Source organism: Pseudomonas baltica, assembly GCF_014235765.1.
Lineage (GTDB): Bacteria > Pseudomonadota > Gammaproteobacteria > Pseudomonadales > Pseudomonadaceae > Aquipseudomonas > Aquipseudomonas baltica.
The window spans coordinates 363,365-388,539 of the sequence record NZ_JACMYH010000003.1 but is presented as its reverse complement, the minus strand read 5'-3'; the positions used below and the strand labels follow the sequence as shown (position 1 = coordinate 388,539).

Genomic DNA, 25,175 nt, shown 5'->3' with positions numbered 1-25,175 from the left:
GGCAACCGAAACCTTGAACGAGGTAACCATGGCCATCGAATGGATGTGCATGCACCACAGCGAGCTGGATGTGCACCAGCTGTACGAAATCCTGCGTCTGCGCAGCGAAGTCTTCGTGGTCGAGCAGCAATGCCCCTATCAGGACGTTGATGGGCAGGACCTGCAGGCGGACACCTGTCACCTGCTGGCTTGGAGCGAGGGCCGCCTGGTGGCCTACCTGCGCCTGCTCGACCCTTCCACACAGAGCGGTGACGTGGTGATTGGCCGAGTGATCACTGCCCCATCTGCGCGCGGTACCGGCCTGGGCCACGCGCTGCTGGCCAACGCTCTGGAGCACGCCGCGCGGCGCTGGCCGCAAATGCCGATAAAGCTATCGGCCCAGGCTCATCTGCAAGGCTATTACGGCCGCTACGGCTTCATTGCCCACGGCCAGGAATACCTGGAGGACAACATTGCGCACATCGCCATGTACCGGCGTGTCGAGGCTCAGGGGTAACCGAGTACCTGACGGATCTGCCCCAGGTTCTGGCCGATCCATTCACGGTCGATCGCCCCCCACTGCCTGATCACGTAGCGACCGATGTGGTTGCGCTCGCCATCCTGCTGCTCGAATTCGCAGGCGATGTCCAGGTCGGCCAGCGCCGCAATGGTGTCCTGGGCCGTGCGCCGGGGCATCCCGGTAGCCTCGATGAGGGCCGGCACAGTGGCCGCCTGGCCACTGTCGATCAGCCAGGCCACGTAGAGCCGGCGATAGAAACTGCTGCGGGTCTTGCTGACTTGCATGGGAATATCCTTCACGGCGGCGGGGGCAGATCACGGTAGGTCAGGTAGACACGCAGGTCGAATTCCAACTGTTGATAACCGGGCAGCATGTGTTCGCACAGCTGGTAGAACGCCTTGTTGTGGTCGCTCTCGCGGAAATGCGCCAGCTCATGCACCACGATCATCTGCAGAAACTGCGGCGCCGCGTCCTTGAACAGCGAAGCGATGCGGATTTCCTTCTTGGCCTTGAGCTTGCCGCCCTGAACCCGCGAAACCGCGGTGTGCAGGCCCAGTGCGCGATGCGTCAGGTCCAGGCGGTTGTCGAACAGCACCTTGTCGATGGCCGGCGCGTTGCGCAGGTACTCCTGCTTCAGGGCCATGGCATAGTTGTACAGCGCCTTGTCGCTCTGCACGGCGTGGCGATCCGGATAGCGCTGGCTCAGGTAGTCCGCCAGCTGTCCGCGCGCGATCAGTTGCCGGACCTGCTCCTGCAGTGCGGGTGGGTAGGCTTGCAGGTACTTCAGCGCGGTCATGGTGCCTGTTTCGACTTGAGAAAGGTGTCCAGTGTAACGCCTGCGCGGCGCTGGCGTCACACCGCTGCCGGCTGCACGCCCGCGCTGACCAGCGGAAAGTCGCTGGCGGCCTGCGCCGTCAATGGCCGGGCGATCACGAAGCCCTGGATCCACTCGCAACCGGCGGCGCGCAGCCACTGACATTGCTCGGCGGTTTCCACCCCCTCGGCGATCACCGTGATGTCGAACGCGTTGCAGGCCTGGATAACACTGCGCGCGAACACGCCATCGGGCTTGGAGTCGGGCAGTCGAGCGATCAGGTGACGGTCCAGCTTGAGCGTGTCGATGGGCAAGTCGCGCAGCAGTTTCAGCGAGCACGGGCCGGTACCGAAATCATCCAGGGCGATACGCACACCGAGGTTGCGCAGCTGCTGCAACTGCGCTGTTGCCTGGGGCAGGTTGTGCATCAGCGAGCACTCCACTACCTCCACCTCGAGCTGACGCGGGCGCAACCCATGCAAGGCAATCGCGCGTTGCAGTTCGGCCACCAGGTTGGGCATGGCGAACTGGGCATTGCTCAGGCTGATGCTGAGCACCAGTTCGGCGGGAAAACGGCTGGACCAGGCGCGGCGCTGGGCGGCGCCTTCGGTGTAGATCCAGCTCGCCAGGCGACTGATCAGTCGCGCCTGTTCGAGCAAGGGAATGAACAGCCCCGGCTGTACGTCGCCGACGCTGGGATGACACCAGCGCAACAGCGCCTCGAAACCGCGCAGACGCCCATCGAGCAGGGACACCTGGGGCTGGTAGACCAAACTGAAATCACGGTTCTCGATGGCTTCACCGACACTGGTTTCCAGCAGCAGACGCGAGCGCGCGCGACCGTTCAAATCCTGATCGTAATAGCGGTATTGCTGGCGACCGGCCTGCTTGGCGGCATACATGGCGATATCGGCAGCGCGCAGCAGGCTGTCCAGATTGGTGCCACATTCGGGGTAGGTGGCAATGCCGATGCTGACGCCCAGGCTGATGTCCACGCCATCCACGGTCTGCTCGATGGCGATGCGTTCCATGAGCTTTTCGGCCACCTTGGCGGCCTGCTCGGGGTAGTCGAGGTTGTCCAGCAGCGCAGTGAATTCGTCGCCACCCATGCGCGCCACCACGTCGAAGGGCCGCAGCACCGCTTTGAGCTGTTCGGCCACCCAGCGCAGGGCCCTGTCCCCAGCGTCGTGACCATGGCTGTCGTTGATACGCTTGAAGCCGTCCAGATCCAGATACAGCAGCGCCTGAGCCTTTTCCGCACGCTCGTTGCGCACCAGCGCGCTCTCCACGGCCTGATAGAAACCGCGGCGGTTGAGCAGCCCGGTCAGCGGGTCGGTCACCGCCTGGTATTCCAACTGCTGGTGCAGGCTGCGCACCACCGACATGTCGAGGATCGTCACCACCATGGCGCGCTGCTCGCCGGGCAACGGCGCGCACGACAGAGCCACCGGCAACTGCTGGCCGTTGGCCGTGCGCAGCAGCGCATCATGCACCCGGTAGGTATTGCGCGTGCTGTAGGCGCGGTAGAAGTCGGACTCGGACCATTCGGGAATCTGCGGCTTGTGCAGGTAATCCGCCAGCACGCCGCGCTGCAGTTGCTCGATCGTGGCGCCCAGCAGGCGCGAGATGGCCGGATTGGCGAAGGTGATCAGACCGTGCTCGTTGACCACCAGAATGCCCTCACCGGCATTTTCCAGCACCGAGGCATTGAAGGCGCGGGCCGCTTCCAGGTCACGGCTCAAACGCTGCAGGTCACGCCGGTTGCGCTGCTGTTCGAGCAGCGCCTGGACCTTGGGCCGCAGGATCTGCGGATCGAACGGTTTGAACAGATAGTCCACCGCCCCTGTGGCGTAGCCCTTGAGCACGGAAGCCTGCGACTGCTCGTTGGCAGTCAGGAAGATGATCGGGGTCAAGCGCGTGCGCTGGCTGCCGCGCATCAGACGAGCCACTTCGAAACCGTCCATACCCGGCATCTGCACGTCGAGCAGCACCAGATCGACCTCATGCTCGAGCAGTTTGCCCAGCGCTTCGACACCGGAAGCTGCGGTCACCACCTGCCAGTCCTGGCGCTCGAGCAGGGCTCTCATGCTCAGCAGGTTTTCCGGATAATCGTCGACCACCAACAACGTGGAACCACCGTCAACGGACGGATCAGGGGCGCATTCCATGCTAATACTCGTTCAGACGTGCTGAATCCGGATTCGCCCGGAAACTTCTTGCGTTACTTTAGACGGGCTCGGCACAAAGCTGTAGGACAATTTCCCACGGTTTGCGTCACGAATGAGCACTCGCCGATGGACGGCGCGCCCTGCTCAAAAGGCAGTACCCTGCCCAGAACACCCCGCCAGAACGAAAAAACCCGCCAACAGGCGGGTTTTTCGACAGCGGTAAGGCTTAGTTGACCTTGGCGTTCAACTCGCCGCTGGCGTAGCGCTGGAACATGCCTTCCAGGGAGATCGGCTTGATCTTCGAGGCGTTGCCGGCGGTGCCGAACGCTTCGTAGCGGGCGATGCACACGTCACGCATGGCTTTCACGGTTTCGGCGAAATACTTGCGCGGGTCGAACTCGGCCGGGTTCTGCGCCATGAAGCGGCGGATCGCACCGGTGGAGGCCAGGCGCAGGTCAGTGTCGATGTTGACCTTGCGCACGCCGTACTTGATACCTTCGACGATTTCCTCGACCGGCACGCCGTAGGTTTCCTTGATAGCGCCGCCGTACTCGTTGATGATCGCCAGCCACTCCTGCGGCACCGACGAGGAGCCGTGCATCACCAGGTGAGTATTGGGAATGCGCGCATGGATCGCCTTGATGCGGTCGATCGCCAGGATGTCGCCGGTAGGCGGCTTGGTGAACTTGTAGGCGCCGTGGCTGGTGCCGATGGCGATGGCCAGGGCGTCGACCTGGGTCTTGGCGACGAAATCGGCCGCCTCTTCCGGGTCGGTGAGCATCTGGCTGTGATCCAGGATGCCTTCGGCGCCCACGCCGTCTTCTTCACCGGCCTGACCGGTTTCCAGCGAACCCAGGCAGCCCAGCTCGCCCTCTACCGACACACCGCAGGCGTGGGCGAAGGAAACGGTCTGCGAAGTCACGCGCACGTTGTAGTCGTAGTCGGTAGGGGTCTTGCCGTCGACGCCCAGCGAGCCGTCCATCATCACCGAGCTGAAGCCCAGCTGGATCGAACGCTGGCAGATGTCGGGGCTGGTGCCGTGGTCCTGGTGCATGCACACCGGGATGTGCGGGAATTCTTCGATCGCCGCCAGGATCAAGTGGCGCAGGAACGGCGCACCGGCGTATTTGCGGGCGCCGGCCGAAGCCTGGACGATGACCGGGGAGTCGGTCTTGTCGGCCGCTTCCATGATGGCGCGCATCTGCTCGAGGTTGTTGACGTTGAAAGCTGGAACGCCGTAGCCGAATTCGGCGGCGTGGTCCAGCATCTGACGCATGCTGATAAGTGCCATTGTTTTGTGTCTCCCGGTTCAGGGTCGTTGATCGTTGCAGCTCGCCGCATCGGCGGCCGCTCTTGAAGTAATGCCTATCATCGGGCTGGCGCAATGGGCCCAGCCGTCACGGAGCCTTGCAGCCCCGGCCAATCAAATCGTCGGTGGCGACCCAGTACACCAGGCCTTCGTCACCTTTCTTGTGGAACGCCAGCACACCATCGCTGAACAGCTCGCCCTCGGCCCCGGCCTGGGGCGTCAAGTCGTACTGCTTGTCGCTGCCGGCCAGGCGCACCTGCATCGCGCTCTTGTCGGCGACACTGTACCGCCATTGCACCTCGACCTGGCTGTCGCACTGCCAACGTGTCCAGTCGGGGGACACCGGCATCGGCCTATCCAGGTAGGCGCAGCCAGAAAGCAGCGCCATTGCCATTATCGCCAAACCGCCTTTCATTCATATACCTCTGAGCACTGGCTCACGCGCCGCAATCCTGTGCCGTGTTCCGGGCACCGGCCGGCGCACCAGTGGCGTTGGTCTGCACCCGTTGATCGTCCTGAGTCGTGGGCGTCACCACAGACACCGGGCTGAACACTTCACAGGCGCTGCCGGCGCCTGAACTCATGCAACCGCTGGACAGCGCCGCTGCCAGCAGGGTGGCCAAACCGAATGTCGCGGAACCGATCTTCATGGTGAACTCCTTGTGCCGGAGGCACAGATAATCTTGGTGCCAAAGGCAGTGATAATCGTGAGACTCACCACAGAAGACCCCTGGCAAGCGCCATTGGTTGCCCTCACGGACAACCCGGTGCCTGCGCCTGCTGTTCCGGCTCGTAGCGCTCCAGAGCCTCAGGCCCCATGCGCTTGCCGACCACCGGGATGCTTTCGGCCTGCCACTGCGACTGCGAACAGCCGCCACGGATCGCCGCCGGACCGTCGTCGACCGATGTTGCCGGCGCACCGGAACAGCCGGCCAGCAGGCCGATCAGCAACGCCAGGGTGGGTGCCTTGAGCATCCGTTTCTCCTCGAGCCTCAAAGGACGTCAGGCCTTGGCCCGCTGTTCCAGCATTTCCACGGCCGGCAGCACCTTGCCCTCGACGAACTCGAGGAACGCACCGCCGCCAGTCGAGATGTAGGAGATGTCGCCAGCGACGCCGTACTTGTCGATGGCCGCCAGGGTATCGCCGCCACCGGCGATGGAAAAGGCCGGGCTCTGCGCGATCGCTTTGGCCAATACCTGGGTGCCGTTGCTGAACTGATCGAACTCGAACACACCGACCGGGCCGTTCCACAGAATGGTCTTGGACGACTTGAGCAGCTCGGCGAAGTGCTCGGCGGTCTGTGGACCGATGTCGAGGATCATGTCGTCATCGGCTACGTCGGCAATGAGCTTGACCGTGGCTTCGGCGCTTTCGGCGAACTCCTTGGCCACCACCACGTCGACCGGCAACGGCACGCTGACTTTGGCCGCGATGGCGCGCGCCGTGTCGAGCAGGTCAGGCTCGTACAGCGACTTGCCAACCTTGTGCCCGGCTGCGGCCAGGAAGGTGTTGGCAATGCCACCGCCCACGATCAGCTGGTCGCAGATGCCGCTGAGGCTATTGAGCACGTCCAGCTTGGTCGAGACCTTGGAGCCGGCAACGATGGCGGCCATCGGCTTGGCCGGGGCGCCCAGCGCCTTGCCCAGCGCTTCAAGCTCCGCGGACAGCAGCGGGCCGGCAGCGGCCACCTTGGCGAACTTGGCCACGCCGTGGGTGGAGCCTTCGGCGCGGTGCGCAGTGCCGAATGCGTCCATCACGAACACGTCGCACAGTGCCGCGTAGCGTTGTGCCAGCTCGTCGGCGTTCTTTTTCTCGCCCTTGTTGAAGCGCACGTTCTCGAACAGCACCACATCACCCGCCTCGACCTGGACGCCGTCCAGGTAGTCGGCGACCAGCGGCACGTCGCGGCCCAAGGCCTTGCTCAGGTACTCGGCCACCGGCTTGAGGCTGTTCTCGGCAGAGAATTCGCCTTCGGTGGGCCGGCCCAGGTGCGAGCAGACCATCACCGCCGCGCCCTTCTCCAGGGCCAGCTTGATGGTGGGCAACGAGGCGAGGATGCGCGCGTCGCTGGTTACCTTGCCATCCTTGACGGGTACGTTGAGGTCTTCGCGAATCAGTACGCGCTTACCTTGCAGGTCGAGGTCGGTCATCTTCAACACGGTCATTGCGTTCAGTCCTTTCAAGCTCGTTTGGAATTGTTCATGACGCGCAGGTAATGCCCCGCAACGTCGAGCATTCGATTGGCAAAACCCCATTCGTTGTCGAACCAGGCCAGCAGGTTCACCAGGCGCGGGCCGGAAACGCGGGTCTGGCTGGCATCGACGATGGCCGAATGAGGGTCGTGGTTGAAATCACAACTGGCGTGCGGCAACTCAGTGTAGGCCAGCAGCCCCTGCAACGGGCCACTGCGCGCTGCTTCGTAGAGGATCCGGTTGACCTCCACGGCACAGGTGTCGCGCGCCATCTGCAGGGTAATGTCCAGGCATGACACGTTGACGGTCGGCACGCGCACTGCTTTGGCCTGGATTCGACCGGCAAGTTCCGGCAGCAGCCGTTCGATGCCACGGGCCAGGCCGGTGGAAACCGGAATGACCGACTGGAATGCCGAGCGCGTACGGCGCAGGTCTTCGTGGTGGTAGGCGTCGATCACCGGCTGGTCGTTCATGGCCGAGTGAATGGTGGTGATGGACACGTATTCCAGGCCGATGGCCTGATCCAGCAGGCGCAACAGTGGCACGCCGCAATTGGTGGTGCAGGACGCGTTGGAAACCAGCCGTTCGCGTCCGCTGAGGCAATCCTGATTGATACCGAACACGATGGTGGCATCGACGTCGGCTTCGCTGGCCATGGGCTGGGAAAACAGCACGGCCGGTGCGCCGGCGGCCAGGAAACGCTGGCCGTCGCCGCGGGTGTTGTAGGCCCCGGAGCATTCGAGCACCAGGTCGATGTCGAGCGCGGCCCAGTCGATCGCTTCGGGCGTGGCACTGCGGGTGACGCGTATGCGTTGACCGTTGATCAACAGGTGGTCGGCATCCACCGTGACTTCACCGGGAAAGCGGCCGTGGGTCGAATCGAAGCGCGTGAGGTACTCGATGCTGGCCATGTCGGCCAGGTCGTTGATCGCCACCACCTCGAACTCGGCCTGCGCACCGCGCTCGCACAACGCACGCAGCACGCAGCGACCGATGCGGCCGTAACCGTTGAGAGCGACTCTGTAGGGGCGTGGAGAAGACATGAGCAAGTACGCCTGGAATTATTATGAGCATCCGAGGACCACCCGTAGGAGCGGTCCGTGGCCGCGAAAGCCTCGCCGCGGTACACCTGACACACCGCAGCACGCCCTTCGCGGCCCATGACCGCTCCTACAGGAGGTCCGCAATCCCCGTAGGAGCGGTCCGTGGCCGCGAAAGCCTCGCCGCGGTACACCTGACACACCGCAGCACGCCCTTCGCGGCCGATGACCGCTCCTACGCGGGTGTGGATCAGTCTTCGAGCAATTCTTCGGCGGTGGCCAGGATATTCTCCAGGGTGAAACCGAACTCTTCGAACAAGGCCGGCGCCGGTGCCGACTCGCCAAAGCTGGTCATGCCGATCACGCGGCCTTCCAGGCCCACGTACTTGTACCAGTAGTCGGCATGCGCCGCCTCGATGGCGATGCGCGCGCTGACCTGCAGCGGCAACACCGACTGCTTGTAACCCGCGTCCTGCGCGTCGAACACGCTGGTGCACGGCATCGACACGACGCGCACGTTGCGGCCCTGCTCGGTCAGTTTGTCGAATGCCTTCACCGCCAGACCGACTTCGGAACCGGTGGCAATCAGGATCAACTCAGGCTCGCCAGCACAATCCTTGAGCACATAGCCGCCACGGGTGATATCGGCCAGTTGGGCCTGGTCGCGAGTCTGGCGATCGAGGTTCTGACGCGAGAAGATCAGCGCCGATGGACCATCGTTGCGCTCCAGGGCGAATTTCCATGCTACCGCCGACTCGACCGCATCGGCAGGACGCCAGGTGTCGAGGTTCGGGGTGCAGCGCAGGCTGGCCAGCTGTTCGATCGGCTGGTGGGTCGGGCCATCTTCACCCAGACCGATGGAGTCGTGGGTGAATACGTAGATCACGCGCTTCTTCATCAGCGCCGACATGCGTACCGCGTTGCGTGCGTATTCCATGAAGATCAGGAAGGTCGCGCCGTACGGCACGAAGCCGCCATGCAGGGCGATGCCGTTCATGATCGCGCTCATGCCGAATTCGCGTACGCCATAATAGATGTAGTTGCCGGCGGCGTCATCTGCTTCGACACCCTTGCAGCCTTTCCACAGGGTCAGGTTGGAACCGGCCAGGTCGGCCGAGCCACCGAGAATTTCCGGCAGCAATGGGCCAAAGGCGTTCAAGGCGTTCTGGCTGGCCTTGCGGCTGGCGATGGTCTCGCCCTTGGCGGCCACTTCGGCGATGTAGGCGCTGGCCTTTTCGGAGAAATCGGCTGGCAGCTCACCGCTCATGCGCCGCACGAATTCATTGGCCAGTTCGGGGTAGGCGGCGGAATAGGCAGCGAAGCGCTGGTTCCACTCGGCTTCCACGGCAACGCCGGCTTCCTTGGCGTCCCACTCCTTGTAGATGTCGGCCGGGATTTCGAACGGGCCGTGGTTCCACTTCAGCGCAGCGCGGGTCAGAGCGATCTCTTCGGCACCCAGTGGCGCGCCGTGGCAGTCTTCCTTGCCCTGCTTGTTCGGCGAGCCAAAGCCGATGGTGGTCTTGCAGCAGATCAGGGTGGGCTGCTCGCTCTTGCGCGCGGTCTCGATGGCGGTCTTGATTTCGTCCGCATCGTGGCCGTCGACGTTGCGAATCACTTGCCAGCCGTAGGCTTCGAAGCGTTTCGGCGTGTCGTCGGTGAACCAGCCCTCGACTTCGCCGTCGATGGAGATGCCGTTGTCATCGTAGAAAGCGATCAGCTTGCCCAGGCCCAGGGTGCCGGCCAGCGCGCTCACTTCGTGGGAGATGCCTTCCATCATGCAGCCGTCGCCGAGGAACACATAGGTGTTGTGATCGACGATCTTGTGGCTGTCGCGGTTGAACTGCGCCGCCAGCACTTTTTCTGCAATGGCGAAACCGACGGCGTTGGCCAGGCCCTGACCCAGTGGGCCGGTGGTGGTTTCCACGCCTGGGGTGTAGCCGTACTCGGGGTGGCCCGGGGTGCGGCTGTGCAGCTGGCGGAAATTCTTCAGGTCCTCGATGCCCAGGTCGTAGCCGGTGAGGTGCAGCAGCGAATAGACCAGCATCGAGCCGTGGCCGTTGGACATGACGAAACGGTCGCGGTTGGCGAACGCCGGGTTGGCCGGGTTGTGCTTGAGGAAGTCACGCCACAGCACTTCGGCGATATCCGCCATGCCCATGGGGGCACCCGGGTGGCCGCTGTTGGCTTTTTGCACGGCATCCATGCTCAGTGCACGAATGGCATTGGCGCGCTCACGACGGCTGGGCATCGCATGTCTCCTGGGGTCTGTGTAGGCAGGGATACAACAAAGAACGACATTTTCCCCCACCGGCAGGGGGTTGGGCAATCGGACATTTGCCCCAGCGGGCAAATGCACGGCCGCACCAGCTGCGAACCAATATCAAAACTTTTTGATATTGGTCTTGCGAGGCTGCGCATCGCTCACTAGACTGCCGAACCTATGAACCTGCGCGCCCCTGCTTTCGACCATCAGGCAAGTGACGATCTGGCGGCCCTGTGCAAGGCCGGCGGCGATCCACTGCGCCTCAACGTGCTGCGCGCGCTGGCCAGCGATTCGTTCGGCGTGCTGGAGCTGGCGCAGATCTTCGCAGTGGGCCAGTCGGGCATGAGCCATCACCTCAAGGTGCTCGCCCAGGCCGACCTGGTGGCTACCCGCCGCGAGGGCAACGCGATTTTCTACCGCCGCGCCCTGCCCAACGCTCGCGCGCTGGGCGGGCGCCTGCACAGCGCCTTGCTCGAAGAGGTCGACGCGTTGAGCCTGCCGGCCGAGGCCCAGGTGCGCATGGCCGTGGTGCAGCGCCAGCGCGCGGCGGCCAGCGAAGATTTCTTCTCGCGCATGGAAGAAAAATTCCGCGCCCAGCAGGACCTCATCGCCGGCTTGCCGCAGTACCGCGAAAGCCTGCTGGCCCTGCTCGACAAACTCAGCTTCGCCAGCCAGGCCAGCGCCTTGGAAGTGGGCCCTGGCGACGGCGGCTTCTTGCCCGAGCTGGCGCGGCGCTTTGCTCAGGTCACGGCGCAGGACAACAGCCCGGCCATGCTCGAACTGGCGCGTCAGGTCTGCCTGCGCGAGCGGTTGGGCAACGTGCGCCTGGAGCTGGTCGATGCCTTGGCACCCACCAGCCTGCGCGCCGACTGCGTGGTGCTGAACATGGTCCTGCACCACTTCAGCGACCCGCAGCAGGCCCTCGGTCATCTGGCCCAGCGCGTGCAACCGGGTGGCAGTCTTTTGGTCACAGAATTGTGCAGCCACAACCAGAGTTGGGCCAAGGAGGCCTGCGGTGATCTCTGGTTGGGTTTCGAACAGGAAGATCTGGCCCGTTGGGCCACCGCTGCGGGGCTTGTACCCGGAGAGAGCCTCTACGTGGGCTTACGTAATGGTTTCCAGATTCAGGTCCGACATTTCTCGCGGCCGGCTGGCGACACTCACCATCGGTCAATTTAGGAAACCGTCGAGATGAGCGAATACTCCCTTTTCACCTCCGAGTCCGTCTCTGAAGGACACCCGGACAAGATCGCCGACCAGATTTCCGACGCGGTGCTGGACGCCATCATCACCCAGGACAAGTTCGCCCGCGTGGCTTGCGAAACCCTGGTCAAGACCGGCGTGGCGATCATCGCCGGCGAAGTCAGCACGTCGGCCTGGGTCGACCTGGAAGACATCGTGCGCAAGGTCATCGTCGACATCGGCTACAACAGCTCCGATGTCGGCTTCGACGGCGCCACCTGTGCGGTCATGAACATCATCGGCAAGCAGTCGGTGGACATCGCCCAGGGCGTGGACCGCAGCAGGCCGGAAGATCAGGGCGCAGGCGACCAGGGCCTGATGTTCGGCTACGCCAGCAACGAAACCGACGTGTTGATGCCCGCGCCGATCTGCTTCTCGCATCGCCTGGTCGAGCGCCAGGCCGAAGCGCGCAAGTCCGGCCTGCTGCCGTGGCTGCGCCCCGATGCCAAGTCGCAGGTCACCTGCCAGTACGAAGGCGGCAAGGTCGTGGGCATCGATGCAGTGGTGCTGTCGACCCAGCACAACCCGGACGTGTCCTACAAGGACCTGCGCGAAGGCGTGATGGAGTTGATCGTCAAGCACGTGTTGCCGGCCGAACTGCTGCACAAGGACACCCAGTTTCACATCAACCCGACCGGCAACTTCATCATCGGTGGCCCGGTGGGTGACTGTGGCCTGACCGGACGCAAGATCATCGTCGACAGCTACGGCGGCATGGCCCGCCACGGTGGCGGTGCGTTCTCCGGCAAGGATCCGTCCAAGGTCGACCGCTCTGCGGCCTACGCCGGTCGCTACGTGGCCAAGAATATCGTCGCCGCCGGCCTGGCCGAGCGCTGCGAGATCCAGGTGTCCTACGCCATCGGCGTGGCCCAGCCCACGTCGATCTCGATCAACACCTTCGGCACCGGCAAGATCAGCGACGACCAGATCGTCAAGCTGGTGCGTGCGCACTTCGACCTGCGTCCGTATGCCATCACCACCATGCTCGACCTGCTGCACCCGATGTACCAGGCCACCGCGGCCTACGGCCACTTCGGCCGGGCGCCGGTGGAAATGACCGTAGGCGACGACACCTTCACCGCGTTCACCTGGGAGCGCACCGACCGTGCCGCGGCCCTGCGCGACGCCGCCGGCCTCAAGTAAGCCAGGCGCCTGACAGCAGTACACGAAAAGCCCCGGCCGGGTGACTGGCCGGGGCTTTTTTGTGTCGTCGCAAACGGCGCAGGCCTGCTTCGAGGCGAGACGGCTTTGACCTGGCCGGCAAAAGGTCCTTCAATGGAAGGATCATGTCGTGGGCCACTGCAGCAACTCGATACGTGGTGCCACGAATAGGACGCGTCCTACAGAAATTTACTTCAATTCATCGTCAACTATTCAGAATCATATTCACGGAGTCACCATGAACAAGCTTTCCTCCCTGTGCGCTTTGCTGGTCACCGGTGTGCTCGTCGCCCCGGCGATGGCTGCCCCTCCTGCCCCCGCCGTGGCGGCAGTGGCCACCGGTTGCGCCGCCAAGCAGCAGAACGTGCAGGCACAGATCGCCGTTGCCAAGGCCAACGGCAACCAGAATCAGGTCGATGGCCTGAACACCGCACTGCGCGAGATCCAGACCAACTGCACCGACAATTCGCTGCGCAAGGAACGTGAAGGCAAAGTGCTCGATGCCAAGCGCGAAGTCAGCAAGCGTCAAAGCGACCTGGACAAAGCCATGAAGAAAGGCGATTCGGAGAAGATCAACAAGCGCAAGGACAAGCTCGCCGAGTCACGCAAGGAATTGCAAGAAGCAATGGATGAGCTGGACAAGTAACGAGCATTGCGCGGCGAGTCATCTCGATGATCCGCCGCCTGTACGCAAAGTGCCGCTACATCGAGACGAAGAAGTAACTGACGATGATCGCGAACCCGGTGAACCATACCAACGACCGCAAGGCAGCCCAGTCGGCCAGGTAACAGATGATGTACAGCAGGCGTGTAGTGATGAACACCACTGCCAGCACGTCGAGCGTCACCTGTTGCGCATTGCCGACGATATCGGAAATGACCACTGCGGCGATGAAGCCGGGAAGAATTTCGAAACTGTTCAACTGCGCGGCGTGGGCCCGCTTGGGCAAGCCCTCCAGCGCGTCGAGGTAGGCTCGCGGATCATGGTTGTGGCGCAAGCCGAAGTTGCCGCCCGTGAACTTGGCGATATAGGCGCATGCGTAGGGCAATACCAAAGCGATCAAGACACACCAGAAGGCGACGGTCATACAGAGTTCCTTGTTCGAGTCTTCCATACCGATGTGCCCATGCACGCTCGATAGACATTAAGAGGACACACGCCGCGAAAGGTTCGCCCGCGCAGAGTTCCATTGCAATTATCAATTTGGCCGCCTTTGCGGCACTCCCTATAATACGCGCCGCTGTATTGCTGCATCCTTTTGCGCTCCTATTCCAATAAATCGTGTTCTCTGCAGTTCATGCGGAGGCTGGCGCATGCCTTTGTCGGGCAACTCACCCTCCTACTCGAGAACATCCGCATGCCACTTGCATTGTTTGCATTGGCCGTCGCCGCATTCGGCATCGGCACCACCGAATTCGTCATCATGGGCCTGCTCACCGATGTGGCGCAGGACCTGTCCGTCAGCATCCCGGATGCGGGCTTGCTGATCACCGGCTACGCCCTGGGCGTGGTCTTCGGCGCGCCGGTGCTGGCGGTGCTCACCGCCAACCTGCCGCGCAAGGCTACCTTGCTGGGCATGACCTTGATGTTCATCCTCGGCAACGTGCTGTGCGCGCTGGCGCCCAATTACGCCACGCTGATGGGCGCCCGAATCATCACGGCCCTGTGCCATGGAGCGTTCTTCGGAATCGGCTCGGTAGTGGCCGCAGGCCTGGTGGCGCCGAACAAGCGCGCCCAGGCCATCGCCCTGATGTTCACCGGACTGACCCTGGCCAACGTGCTGGGGGTACCGCTGGGCACGGCGTTGGGCCAGTTCGCCGGCTGGCGCTCCACGTTCTGGGCCGTCTCGGTGATCGGCATCATTGCCCTGCTGGCGCAGATCGTCTGGCTGCCCAAGGCCATTCCCATGGAACGCGGCAACCTGGCCCGCGAGTTCCGCGTGCTGCGCAAGCCCAACGTGTTGCTGCCCCTGGCCATGAGCGCGATGGCCTCCTGCAGCCTGTTCAGTGTGTTCACCTACATTGCACCGATCCTGCAGGACGTTACCGGCGTCAGCGCCCACGGCATCACCGTGATGCTGCTGCTGTTCGGCGTCGGCCTGACCATCGGCAGCATGCTCGGTGGCCGTCTGGCCGACTCGCGCCTGCTGCCCTCGCTGGTGGGCATGGCCATTGCGGTGGTGTTGATCCTGGCCCTGTTCACCCAGACCAGCGGCTCATTGATCCCGGCCGCGCTGACATTGCTGGCGTGGGGCGTGTTCGCCTTCGCGCTGTGCCCGATCCTGCAATTGCTGATCATCGACCAGGCACACGAGGCGCCGAACCTGGGCTCGACCCTCAACCAGAGCGCCTTCAACCTGGGCAACGCCGCCGGCGCCTGGGTCGGCGGCCTGGTTGTCGCCAGTGGTGCACCATTGGTGGATTTGCCATGGACCGGCGCCATAACCGGCATCGGCACCCTGATACTCGCCGTGGTGTTCATCTATTGGCAGCGCAGGCCAACCGCGGCACTCAACGCGGCGGGATGAACGGGTGTGCCGTTCGGGCGCACGGCAACATCAAACAACACTGCAGCGTTTGATAGGCCTCATCTATCGATAAATCTTCATCATTTGACCAAAGGAGCCCGGATGCTCGAGCTAGTTGCCACATTCATCTGCCTCACCACACTGCTGACCTATGTGAATTTCCGCTTCATCGGCCTGCCCCCTACCATCGGCGTGATGGTGACCGCTCTGCTGTTCTCGCTGATCCTGCAAGGCTTGAGTTTCATCGGCTACCCGGGCCTGGAAGAACGCGTCGAAGCATTGATGAACCAGATCGACTTCGGCGATCTGCTGATGAACTGGATGCTGTCCTTCCTGCTGTTCGCCGGCGCCCTGCACGTGAACCTCGCCGACTTGCGCAACTACCGCTGGCCGATCGGTCTGCTGGCCACTTTCGGCGTGCTGATCGCCACCTTCGTCATCGGCGCCCTGGCCTTCTGGATATTCGGCCTGTTCGGCTGGCACGTCAGCTTCCTGTACTGCTTGCTGTTCGGCGCCCTGATTTCACCTACCGATCCGATCGCGGTGCTGGGCGTGCTGCGCACGGCCAACGCCTCCAAGCCGTTGAAAACCACCATTGTCGGCGAATCGCTGTTCAACGATGGCACGGCGGTGGTGGTGTTCACCGTGCTGCTAGGTATCGCTCAACTGGGCGAAACACCGACGGCGGGCGCAACGGCCATGCTGTTCCTGCATGAAGCCGTGGGGGGCGCACTGTTCGGCGGCCTGATCGGCTACATCGTCTACCGCATGATCAAGAGCATCGAGCAGTACCAGGTCGAGGTCATGCTGACCCTGGCGCTGGTGATCGGTGGCTCGGCCATGGCCTACGAGCTGCATGTGTCGGCGCCGATCGCAATGGTGGTGGCCGGGCTGATCATCGGCAACCTGGGGCGCAACCTGGCAATGAACGACATGACCCGGCGCTATATGGACGGCTTCTGGGAGTTGCTCGACGACATCCTCAATGCGCTGCTGTTCGCCTTGATCGGCCTGGAGCTGTTGCTGCTGCCGTTCTCCTGGCTGCACCTGTTCGCAGCCTCCCTGCTGGCCGTGGCGATCCTGCTCTCGCGGTTGCTCACGGTGGCCCCGGCGATTCTGCTGCTGCGACGCTTTCGCAGCGTCCCGCGTGGCACCATTCGCGTGCTTACCTGGGGTGGCCTGCGCGGCGGCGTCTCGGTCGCCCTGGCCCTGGCCCTGCCGATCGGACCGGAACGCGACCTGCTGTTGAGCATCACCTACATCGTCGTGCTGTCCTCGATCCTGTTGCAGGGCCTGAGCATCGGCAAACTGGTCAAGGCCGTGACCCGCGAGCCGGATACGCAGGCCGTGCGCGAGCATTGATCGGCACCGTTCGCATACGAAAAACCCCGCTCTCGCGGGGTTTTTCATTTACACCATCACAACCGGGTCGCCATCAGAAGATGTTGATCGGGTACTCGACGAAAGCGCGTACTTCGTTGCCGTCGTCGTTATAGCCCGAAGCACGGACGTTGTCCGAGGTGCGCAACCACGAGCCGCGCAGACGCAGGGTCAGGTCCTTGGCCGGGCCATTCTGCACCACGTACTGGACCTGGTTGAATATCTCGCGTTCCTGGCCATCGCCCGTCGGGGTGCGGATGTTGTCACCACGCACGTAGGCCACCTTGTAGGTCAGGCCGGGCACGCCGAACGTGCGGAAGTCGATGCCGTAGCCCAACTGCCAGGAGACTTCGTCTTCGGCGTTGAAGTCCGACCAGTACGAGTTGGCCAGGAAAATGGTCGAGCCACCGTCGCCCACACCACCGGCGTTCTGATAGAAACCGTAGTTGTAGCCGGTATCGCCCGTGCTGCGCTGGTGTGCCAGGGTCAGCGAGTGCGGACCGAAGGCCCAGGTCGCGGCCAGGCTCCAGATCTTGTTGTCCTGGCCAGTGCCCAGCGTGCTGGCGTAGTCCTTGTCCAGGTGCGAGCGGTAGCCGTTGAAATCAAACGTCAGCGACTGTTCGCTCGGCAGGGCCAGCACGTAGTTGAGGTTGACGTACTGCTTCTTCAGCCGGTCTTCGACATCCGAGGCATACAAGGCGCCGGTCAGGCTGTCGCTGAACTGATAGCTGCCGCCGTACACGTCGATTTTCTTCAGGCCACCGCTGTCGCGGGCTTCGGCGCTCTTGCGCGCTTCCTGGGTGAAGCGGCCGGCGTTGAGCACCAGGCCATCGATTTCCTTGGAGGTGATCAGGGTGCCGGTGAAGCTTTCCGGCAACAGGCGCGAATCGTCGAAATTGAGCACCGGCAGCGCCGGCATCTGGTCGCCGTACTTGATCACAGTATTGGAGATGCGCACTTTCACCGCTGCGCCGGCGCGGGCCAGATCGTGGGGCGCACTGCTCGGATCGTCCGAAGTACCGCCACGCTTGAAAAAGTCGATACCGCCGGCACCGGCGCGACCGGTGCCGCCGTCCAGGCGCAGCGCATACAGGCCGAATGCATCGACGCCGACGCCGACCGTGCCCTGGGTGAAACCGGAATTGAACTTGGCGATCACACCCTGGCCCCACTCGGCCTTGTCCTGCCCGCCATGCTTGTAGTCACGACTGATGTAGGCATTGCGCAGCAGTACGTCGAGGTGGCTGTCTTCGACGAAGCCCTTGCTATCGGCCTGTTCGCTGGCCATGGCCTGGGTCGCCGCCATCACGCCCAGCGCGAGGGCAGCCAGTTTCTTGTTCAACATCTTGTTTTCCCTAATCACCAGTGAGGACGCGACACGGCCACCCGCTCGTTTCCCGCCGTCCGCATTGCCAGCGCAACGCTCTGCAACAGGCATTCGGAGGGGCGGGGCAGGGTCTATGCGGGCCAGTGCGCGGGGTCGGATCCTAGCGATGGGAGGATGCGAAAGTCAAAATTTCGTGAAACTTTATCGCTATAAGCGGGTCGCTTTGCGGCATAACGCCCACAAAAAAGCCCGACATCAGGTCGGGCTTCAAAGGCTGGTCAGCCCGCCTCAGCCGCGCACGGGCGCCGGCTGCTGCTGGGTCAGGCAATGGATGTTGCCGCCACCGAGCAGCAACTCACGGCCCGGCACCATCACCACTTCGTGCTCCGGAAACAGCTGCTGCAACAGGACCTGCGCCTGGCTGTCGAGCGGGTCGTCGAAGCTGGGCGCGATGATGCCGCCGTTGACGATCAGGAAGTTAACGTAGGATCCGGCCAGGCGCACGGACGGGTGACGCTCCTGGCTGCCGGCAACCAGATCGACGCCATCGCACTCCTGCTGGGTGGCATACAGGGGCCCCGGGATCGGCATCTTGTGTACCACCAGCGCCCGGCCCTTGGCATCGACGCTGCTTTCCAGCACCTGCAGGGCAGCCTGGCAGCGGGCATAGTTCGGGTCACTGGCGTCGTCGGTCCAGGCCAGGAGCACTTCACCTGGACGCACGTAGCAGCAGAAGTTGTCGACGTGTCCGTCGGTCTCGTCGTTGAACAGGCCGTCGGGCAGCCAGATGACCTTGTCCACTGCCAGATGATCGGACAGGATTCGCTCGATCTGCTCGCGGTTCAGGTGCGGGTTGCGATTGCGGTTGAGCAGGCATTCCTCGGTGGTGATCAGCGTGCCTTCGCCGTCCACGTGAATCGAGCCGCCTTCGAGCACGAAACCTTGCGTGTGGTAACCCTGGCAGCGCTCCATGCCCAGCACCTTGCTTGCCACCTGCTCGTCGCGGTTCCAGGGGGCATAGAGGCCACCGTCAAAGCCGCCCCACGCATTGAACGCCCAGTCCACACCGCGCACCTGGCCGCTTTCGTCGATCACGAAGGTCGGCCCGGTATCACGCATCCAGGCATCGTCGCTGCTCATTTCGACCACGCGAATGTTCGGCACGTCCAGGCGCGCGCGCGCGTTGTCGTACTGCCCGGCAGACACCCCGACCGTGACCGGCTCGAAACGCGCGATGGCCTTGGCCAGGGCGACATGCGCCGCCTGCACCGGCTTGCCGCCCAGGCGCCAGTTGTCCGGGCGCTCGGGCCACAGCATCCAGGTCTGGGTATGGGGCGCCCATTCGGCCGGCATGTGGAAACCGTCGGCGCGAGGGGTACTGTCGAGCGTGGTCATGGGTCAGGGCTCCGGTGGTCCATGAAAAAGGTATGGGCGCACTCTACAGGTTGTCGAGCGGATCGTGAAACGCGCCCAGGCCTGTCTTTCAGCCCTGGATTTCGTCAAGCACCTGCACCACGCAATCGACGAAGAAATCCACGCTCTGTCGGGTGGTCACCATCGGCGGCTTGATCTTGAGGATGTTCAGGTGGTCACCGGTAGGCTGCATGAAGATGCCCAGCTCGCGCAGCCGCTCGCACAGCAGCGCCGTCTCCTGCGTCGCCGGCGCCAGGCTATGGCGATCGCGCACCAGTTCCAGGCCCAGATAGAACCCGGACCCGTGCACGGCGCCCACCAGCGGATGCTGGTCGAGCAACCCTTGCAAGCGTGCCTTGAAATGCCTGCCAACCACCTTCGCGTTCTCCCACAGCCCCTCTTCGGCCATCACATCGAGCACCGCCAGGCCAATGCGGCAACTGACCGGGCTGCCACCGGACGATGAGAAGAAATACCCCTCGGCTTCCAGTGCCTCGGCTACCTCGCGGCGGGTAATCACCGCGCCCAGCGGGTGACCATTGCCCATGCCCTTGGCCATGGTGATGATGTCCGGCACCACGCCTTGCTGTTCGAACCCCCAGAAATACTCGCCCAGGCGCCCATAGCCAACTTGCACTTCGTCGGCGATGCACAGCCCGCCCCGCGCGCGAACGCGGTCATAGACCTGCTGCAGATAGCCCTCGGGCAAGGCTATGCCGCCGGCGTTGCCGTACACCGGCTCGCAGATGAAACCGGCCAGCTGGCGGCCCTGCTCATCCAGCTGACGCAAGGTGTCGTCGACACTGCGGACGTAGCCTGCGGTGCAGTCGGGACCACGGAAAGTGCCACGGTAGCTGTTGGCCGCCATGACCGGATGGACCCAGTCCGGTCGCGTGCTCAACGCCTGCGGGTTGTCGGCGATGGAGGTGGAAATGGCATCGGTGGCCACCGACCAGCCATGGTAGGCCTCGAGCATGCTGAGCATGTCGCGCCCGCCGCTGGCTGCCCAGGCCAGGCGGATCGCCAGATCGTTGGCCTCGGTGCCGCTGTTGACCAGAAACACCCGATCGAAACCTGGCGGCGCGAGTGCCAGCAGGCGCTCGGAAAACTCGGCGATCGCTGCATAGTGAAAGCGTGAGTTGGTATTGAGCAGTGACCATTGCCGCGCCGCCACCTGGGCCATGCGCGGGTGTCCATGGCCGAGCACCGCGACGTTGTTGAGCATGTCCAGGTACGACTGGCCGTGCATGTCGATCAGATGGTTGCGCCAGCCGCGCTCGATCTGCGGCGGCGCCTGGTAATAATGCTTCTGCGAGCGAGCGAAACTGGCGTCGCGCCGCTGCAGCAGCAGACCTGCGTCGGGCGGTAGCGGCGCGTCGCAATCCATGCCGAGCACCCTTGCCGGCGACGGGCACAGGGACTGCCAGGCCGCCGCCCGCGCCGGCGTGCAGAACAGTGGCGGGCTCACATCAGGGCTGCGGCACAACTGCACCAGCAGCGAACCGTCGACCTTGCCCAACGGTGCGCCCGCAGCCAGCACGGTCCCCGCCGGGCTTGGGCAGTCGAGCCCCCACAGGTGCAGGCTCAAGGAAGCACCTTCGAGCACCACGCTGGCATCGGCCAACCGCTTCAGCGTGCCAGCCCAGGGCGCCTGCAGATCGGTGCCCGGCGGCGCCTGAACCTGCACGTGCAGCGCGCAGGTCGCCGACGCCGCGCAGGTATCGATGCGAGTACGCGAGAGGCGATACTCACCATAACCCGTACAGGCCCAGCCGCTGCCCGCTGCGGCACCGCTCAGCAGCCGTTCGTCGATATTCGCTTGCTCCCAGTTGCCGTCCGCGAAATGCTCGCTGAGTACGCTCAAGTCCACTCGACAAACTGTCGAATGCGTCACGTGAGCAAACAAAGGCAATATGCCATCTCCGGCTGATTCAGGTATGCTCTGCCCCACACTGCTGAAAATTGCCGCTTCCATCAATTCGAATGGTTCTGCGGTAGCTATGTCGAAGATTTCCCACTCATGCTCGACATTGGCCCGGATATAGTCGTTGTCCGGCGCCACGCTCAGCTGCCGGGCGCTGCTCGACACCAGCACCGCTGCCCGCAGCACCACCAATGGCCATAAGGCACGCAGCTCCGCTTGCTCGAGCGGATTGACCCGATGATAGGCTGCCACTGTCGGCAACACCGCGAACGGATCGCCATGGCCATGATGCAGCAGCGCAGCGCAGGTCGCCGCCAGGTCCGCCACCCGCCAGGTGTGCACCAGATCACCGAAGTCGATCAGGCCCGTGAGCTGCCAGCGCAGGTCGGCATCGCGCTGCCAGACACTGTTGTCATCGGTGATGTCCAGATGCACCGCCTGCAGCGGCAGATCGGCACTGACCGCACCCAGTCGACGCTGCGCCTGGAACGCCATTTCGACCACACGGCCGCGCTGCCCGGGATCGTCGAGCGCCGGCAACAGATGATCAAGCAACTTATGCGCATGTCGCGGGTCCCATTGCAGCGTGCGCGCAAGGCCAGGGTGTTGAAAGTCGAGCAAGGCACGGTCTACCTCGCCGCACAACTGACCAATGCGCGCGATGGCAACCGGCCCCAGATGCTTGAGGCGAGTCAGCGGCTGACCGTCCAGATAGCTCAACACGCGCATCTGCAGGCGCTGCTGGCCCAGGTGTACGGCAAGGGTATCGCGACCGTCGAGGGCAGCCAGTGCCTGTGGTACTGCAAGGCCGTGGCCAGCCAGATGCCGCATCGCCTCATGCTGGGCCGCGAGCGCCTGAGGGGCCGCGTCGTCGTGACAGAACTTCAGCACCCAGCGATGCTGGGCGCTTTCCACGCGAAAGTTGAGGTCTTGCTGGCTGCCCAGGCTGTGCAGTTGACCTTGCAGGCCGTAATGCTCGAACAACAATGCCTGCGCCTGTTCGATACTCACCACGGGGTTGGGACGACTGGCGCGATGCACGAGCGTGTCGAGCGGCATGAATGAAACCTCGATGGGCTGATTTGCAAGTACTGTAGCGGTTCGCCGCGCAGGATTTCCACCGTCGGCAACGCTACCGCTCGCGACACGATCGCGCAGCCAGGCTGCCGTTGAACCACGTCGCGCCAGGCCTGTATCGTCCATGAACAGGCCTGGCGCGGAACACCGTTGCACATTCGTTTGACAAACCGGGCTTGCACCGCCGCGCCCATCCACACAAGCTAGGCTGCAACGAATCATTGTCAGCTCAGGAAGAAGGCTTTCGACATGCGCATTCTCATCACCGGCGGCGCCGGTTTCATTGGCTCGGCACTGGTGCGTCACCTGATCGCCAACACCGAGCACGAAGTACTCAACCTCGACAAGCTGACCTACGCCGGCAACCTCGAATCACTGGCTGAAATCGCCAGCGACAGCCGTTACGAATTCGTCCAGGCCGACATTGCCGACCAGGCCGCGGTCAGCGCCGTGCTGGCGCGCTTCCAGCCCCACGCGATCATGCACCTGGCGGCCGAATCCCACGTCGACCGCTCCATCGACGGGCCGGGCGAGTTCATCCAGACCAACGTGGTCGGTACCTACGCCTTGCTCGAAGCCACCCGTGGCTACTGGCAGCACCTGCCGGCGGCCGAACGCGAAGCCTTCCGCTTCCACCATATTTCCACCGACGAGGTCTACGGCGACCTGCACGGCGTGGACGACCTGTTCACCGAAACCACACCGTACGCGCCAAGCTCGCCGTACTCGGCCAGCAAGGCAGCCTCCGACCACCTGGTGCGTGCCTGGCAGCGTACCTACGGGCTGCCGGTGCTGATCACCAACTGCTCGAACAACTACGGCCCGTATCACTTCCCGGAAAAACTCATTCCGCTGGTGATTCTCAATGCCCTGGCCGGCAAGCCACTGCCCGTGTACGGCAATGGCATGCAAGTTCGTGACTGGCTGTACGTCGAAGACCATGCCCGCGCCCTGTTCAAGGTCGTCACCGAAGGCGTGGTCGGCGAGACCTACAACATCGGCGGCCACAACGAGCAGAAGAACATCGACGTGGTGCGCAGCATCTGCGGCCTGCTCGACGAACTGGCGCCACAGCGTCCGGACGGCGTGGCGCACTATGCCGACCTGATCACCTTCGTCAAGGACCGCCCGGGCCACGATGTGCGCTATGCCATCGACGCCAGCAAGATCGAGCGCGAACTGGGCTGGGTGCCGCAGGAAACCTTCCAGACCGGCTTGCGCAAGACCGTGCAGTGGTATCTGGACAATCTTCAATGGTGCCGTCGCGTACAGGACGGCAGTTATCAAGGTGAACGCCTGGGCTTCACCGAACCTAAGGATTTGATCGCATGATGAAAGGTATCGTTCTGGCCGGGGGCTCCGGCACCCGCCTGCACCCCATTACCCTGGGTGTTTCCAAGCAACTGCTGCCCATCTACGACAAGCCGATGATCTACTACCCGATCTCGGTACTGATGCTGGCCGGCATCCGCGAGATCCTGCTGATCTCCACCCCTCAGGACCTGCCGCAATACCGCCAGTTGCTCGGCGACGGCAGCCAGTTCGGGATCAACATCCAGTTCGCCGAACAGCCAGCACCGGACGGCCTGGCCCAGGCGTTCCTGATCGGTGAGGAATTCATCGGCGAAGACCCGGTGTGCCTGATCCTGGGCGACAACATCTTCCACGGCCAGCACTTCAGCGACCAGCTCAAGCGTGCCTCGGCGCACCCGACCGGCGCCACCGTGTTCGGTTACTGGGTCAAGGATCCGGAGCGTTTCGGCGTGGTCGAGTTCGACCAGGACGGGCGTGCACTGTCCATCGAAGAGAAGCCGACCGAGCCCAAGTCCAGCTATGCGGTCACCGGCCTGTATTTCTACGACAACGACGTGGTGCGCATTGCCAAGGATGTCCAGCCTTCGCCCCGTGGCGAGCTGGAAATCACCGACGTCAACAATGCCTACCTGGAACGCGGCGACCTGCGCGTGGAACGCTTCGGCCGCGGCTTTGCCTGGCTCGACACCGGTACCCACGACAGCCTGCTCGATGCCTCGCAATACGTGCAGACCATCGAACACCGTCAGGGCCTGAAAGTGGCTTGCCTGGAAGAGATCGCCTACCAGAACCACTGGATCGACCGCGAACAGCTGCTGGTACGCGCCAAGTACTTCGGCAAGACCGGCTATGGTCAGTACCTGTACTCGCTGGCCGGAGAAACCCGATGAAAGTGATCGCTACCGACCTGCCCGATGTGTTGATCATCGAGCCGAAGGTTTTCGGTGACGAGCGCGGCTTCTTCTACGAAAGCTTCAATGCCAAGGCCTTCCAGGAGGCCACCGGCGTGACGCTGCCGTTCGTCCAGGACAACCATTCACGCTCCGCCCGCGGCGTGCTGCGCGGGCTGCACTATCAGGTGCAGCATGCCCAGGGCAAGCTGGTTCGCGTGGTCACCGGGCAAGTGCTCGACGTGGCGGTGGACATCCGCCGCAGCTCGCCGAACTTCGGCAAGTGGGTGGCGGTCGAGCTGTCCGCGCAGAACAGCCGTCAGTTGTGGATTCCGCCGGGCTTCGCCCACGGTTTCGTGGTGCAGAGCGAGTACGCCGAGTTCCTCTACAAGACCACCGATTACTACGACCCGTCGTCCGAGCGCAGCATTGCCTGGGATGACGAGCAGTTGGCAATCGACTGGCAGCTGGACGCAGCCCCGTCGCTGTCGGCCAAGGACCTGGCCGGCAAGCGCCTGGAAGAGGCCGACGTGTTCCCGTGATCGGCCTGCGGTAACGTCGCGATGCATGTCGACCGTGCTTCGCGGCGTTTACGTGGCGCATAATACGCCGGTCAATTCCGGCGTGTTGTCC

23 protein-coding genes are annotated in these 25,175 nt (G+C 63.4%); 9 read left to right on the top strand and 14 right to left on the bottom strand.

What is annotated here, in order from left to right; all coding sequences use genetic code 11:
* The first annotated feature begins 28 nt into the window (after nucleotides 1–28).
* On the top strand, nucleotides 29–496 hold the full coding sequence (locus H7993_RS14195; protein WP_122479810.1) for a GNAT family N-acetyltransferase: 468 nt from the start codon (nucleotides 29–31) through the stop codon (nucleotides 494–496).
* On the opposite strand, the gene H7993_RS14190 is transcribed toward H7993_RS14195, so the two are convergent.
* The 10 genes from H7993_RS14190 to tkt all read right to left on the bottom strand — a co-directional run bounded on the left by H7993_RS14190 (nucleotide 487) and on the right by tkt (nucleotide 10,271).
* Nucleotides 487–783: a winged helix-turn-helix domain-containing protein gene (locus tag H7993_RS14190; protein WP_049861413.1), complete on the bottom strand. Its 297-nt coding sequence runs from the start codon at nucleotides 781–783 to the stop codon at nucleotides 487–489. The two genes, H7993_RS14195 and H7993_RS14190, sit on opposite strands and share 10 nt — an antisense overlap.
* An 11-nt stretch (nucleotides 784–794) precedes the next feature.
* Nucleotides 795–1,295 carry a M48 metallopeptidase family protein gene (locus H7993_RS14185; RefSeq protein ID WP_185794749.1) on the bottom strand — a complete coding sequence of 167 codons (501 nt, stop codon included), beginning with the start codon at nucleotides 1,293–1,295 and terminating at the stop codon, nucleotides 795–797.
* Between the two features lie 56 nt (nucleotides 1,296–1,351).
* Nucleotides 1,352–3,481 (bottom strand): putative bifunctional diguanylate cyclase/phosphodiesterase, encoded by a 2,130-nt coding sequence (locus H7993_RS14180; RefSeq protein ID WP_185794748.1) that lies wholly within the window; start codon nucleotides 3,479–3,481, stop codon nucleotides 1,352–1,354.
* 226 nt (nucleotides 3,482–3,707) lie between these two features.
* A complete protein-coding gene (fba, locus tag H7993_RS14175) occupies nucleotides 3,708–4,772 on the bottom strand; it encodes a class II fructose-bisphosphate aldolase (RefSeq protein ID WP_043192347.1) in 1,065 nt (354 codons plus the stop codon).
* Between the two features lie 106 nt (nucleotides 4,773–4,878).
* The gene (locus tag H7993_RS14170; protein WP_185794747.1) at nucleotides 4,879–5,205 is read right to left on the bottom strand and encodes an MliC family protein; all 327 of its coding nucleotides are present in this window, start codon (nucleotides 5,203–5,205) and stop codon (nucleotides 4,879–4,881) included.
* Nucleotides 5,206–5,227: 22 nt separating this feature from the next.
* On the bottom strand, nucleotides 5,228–5,440 hold the full coding sequence (locus tag H7993_RS14165) for a hypothetical protein (RefSeq protein ID WP_122479814.1): 213 nt from the start codon (nucleotides 5,438–5,440) through the stop codon (nucleotides 5,228–5,230).
* A gap of 103 nt (nucleotides 5,441–5,543) precedes the next feature.
* Complete coding sequence (locus tag H7993_RS14160; RefSeq protein ID WP_122479815.1) at nucleotides 5,544–5,765, bottom strand: hypothetical protein; 222 nt, start codon at nucleotides 5,763–5,765, stop codon at nucleotides 5,544–5,546.
* A 27-nt stretch (nucleotides 5,766–5,792) separates the two neighbouring features.
* Nucleotides 5,793–6,956, bottom strand: coding sequence for a phosphoglycerate kinase (locus H7993_RS14155; protein WP_122479816.1), 1,164 nt, complete (start codon nucleotides 6,954–6,956; stop codon nucleotides 5,793–5,795).
* Between the two features lie 14 nt (nucleotides 6,957–6,970).
* A complete protein-coding gene (gene epd / locus H7993_RS14150; protein WP_185794746.1) occupies nucleotides 6,971–8,026 on the bottom strand; it encodes an erythrose-4-phosphate dehydrogenase in 1,056 nt (351 codons plus the stop codon).
* Between the two features lie 247 nt (nucleotides 8,027–8,273).
* Complete coding sequence (gene tkt / locus H7993_RS14145; protein ID WP_185794745.1) at nucleotides 8,274–10,271, bottom strand: transketolase; 1,998 nt, start codon at nucleotides 10,269–10,271, stop codon at nucleotides 8,274–8,276.
* Nucleotides 10,272–10,463: 192 nt separating this feature from the next.
* On the opposite strand from tkt, the gene H7993_RS14140 reads away from it, so the two are divergent.
* The 3 genes from H7993_RS14140 to H7993_RS14130 all read left to right on the top strand — a co-directional run bounded on the left by H7993_RS14140 (nucleotide 10,464) and on the right by H7993_RS14130 (nucleotide 13,335).
* A complete protein-coding gene (locus tag H7993_RS14140) occupies nucleotides 10,464–11,465 on the top strand; it encodes a metalloregulator ArsR/SmtB family transcription factor (protein WP_185794744.1) in 1,002 nt (333 codons plus the stop codon).
* 12 nt (nucleotides 11,466–11,477) lie between these two features.
* Nucleotides 11,478–12,671 (top strand): methionine adenosyltransferase, encoded by a 1,194-nt coding sequence (metK, locus tag H7993_RS14135; RefSeq protein WP_122479820.1) that lies wholly within the window; start codon nucleotides 11,478–11,480, stop codon nucleotides 12,669–12,671.
* A 256-nt stretch (nucleotides 12,672–12,927) separates the two neighbouring features.
* The gene (locus H7993_RS14130; RefSeq protein ID WP_185794743.1) at nucleotides 12,928–13,335 is read left to right on the top strand and encodes a DUF1090 domain-containing protein; all 408 of its coding nucleotides are present in this window, start codon (nucleotides 12,928–12,930) and stop codon (nucleotides 13,333–13,335) included.
* A gap of 55 nt (nucleotides 13,336–13,390) precedes the next feature.
* Here H7993_RS14130 and H7993_RS14125 read toward each other — a convergent pair whose 3' ends face one another.
* Nucleotides 13,391–13,777: an MAPEG family protein gene (locus tag H7993_RS14125; protein ID WP_185794742.1), complete on the bottom strand. Its 387-nt coding sequence runs from the start codon at nucleotides 13,775–13,777 to the stop codon at nucleotides 13,391–13,393.
* A 270-nt stretch (nucleotides 13,778–14,047) separates the two neighbouring features.
* Between H7993_RS14125 and H7993_RS14120 the strand changes: the two genes are divergently transcribed.
* Entirely contained in the window at nucleotides 14,048–15,217 is a 1,170-nt protein-coding gene (locus H7993_RS14120; protein ID WP_185794741.1) for an MFS transporter, read from the top strand.
* A 102-nt stretch (nucleotides 15,218–15,319) separates the two neighbouring features.
* Nucleotides 15,320–16,579, top strand: coding sequence for a cation:proton antiporter (locus tag H7993_RS14115; RefSeq protein WP_122479824.1), 1,260 nt, complete (start codon nucleotides 15,320–15,322; stop codon nucleotides 16,577–16,579).
* A gap of 73 nt (nucleotides 16,580–16,652) precedes the next feature.
* Here the strand turns inward: H7993_RS14115 and H7993_RS14110 are convergent, their stop codons facing one another.
* The 3 genes from H7993_RS14110 to H7993_RS14100 form a co-directional block, all read right to left on the bottom strand.
* On the bottom strand, nucleotides 16,653–17,942 hold the full coding sequence (locus tag H7993_RS14110) for an OprD family porin (RefSeq protein WP_185794740.1): 1,290 nt from the start codon (nucleotides 17,940–17,942) through the stop codon (nucleotides 16,653–16,655).
* Between the two features lie 270 nt (nucleotides 17,943–18,212).
* Entirely contained in the window at nucleotides 18,213–19,319 is a 1,107-nt protein-coding gene (gene aguA / locus H7993_RS14105) for an agmatine deiminase (RefSeq protein WP_185794739.1), read from the bottom strand.
* A gap of 88 nt (nucleotides 19,320–19,407) precedes the next feature.
* Nucleotides 19,408–22,320, bottom strand: a complete 2,913-nt coding sequence (locus tag H7993_RS14100) for an aminotransferase (protein WP_185794738.1) — start codon at nucleotides 22,318–22,320, stop codon at nucleotides 19,408–19,410.
* 267 nt (nucleotides 22,321–22,587) lie between these two features.
* On the opposite strand from H7993_RS14100, the gene rfbB reads away from it, so the two are divergent.
* Genes rfbB through rfbC form a run of 3 tightly spaced genes read left to right on the top strand, consistent with a single transcriptional unit; the run spans nucleotide 22,588 to nucleotide 25,084 of the window.
* Entirely contained in the window at nucleotides 22,588–23,670 is a 1,083-nt protein-coding gene (rfbB, locus tag H7993_RS14095; RefSeq protein ID WP_122479828.1) for a dTDP-glucose 4,6-dehydratase, read from the top strand.
* On the top strand, nucleotides 23,667–24,542 hold the full coding sequence (rfbA, locus tag H7993_RS14090) for a glucose-1-phosphate thymidylyltransferase RfbA (protein WP_122479829.1): 876 nt from the start codon (nucleotides 23,667–23,669) through the stop codon (nucleotides 24,540–24,542). The genes rfbB and rfbA overlap by 4 nt, the downstream gene beginning before the upstream one ends.
* Complete coding sequence (gene rfbC, locus H7993_RS14085) at nucleotides 24,539–25,084, top strand: dTDP-4-dehydrorhamnose 3,5-epimerase (protein WP_122479830.1); 546 nt, start codon at nucleotides 24,539–24,541, stop codon at nucleotides 25,082–25,084. Before rfbA ends, rfbC begins: the two co-directional genes overlap by 4 nt.
* The last annotated feature ends 91 nt before the right edge of the window (nucleotides 25,085–25,175 follow it).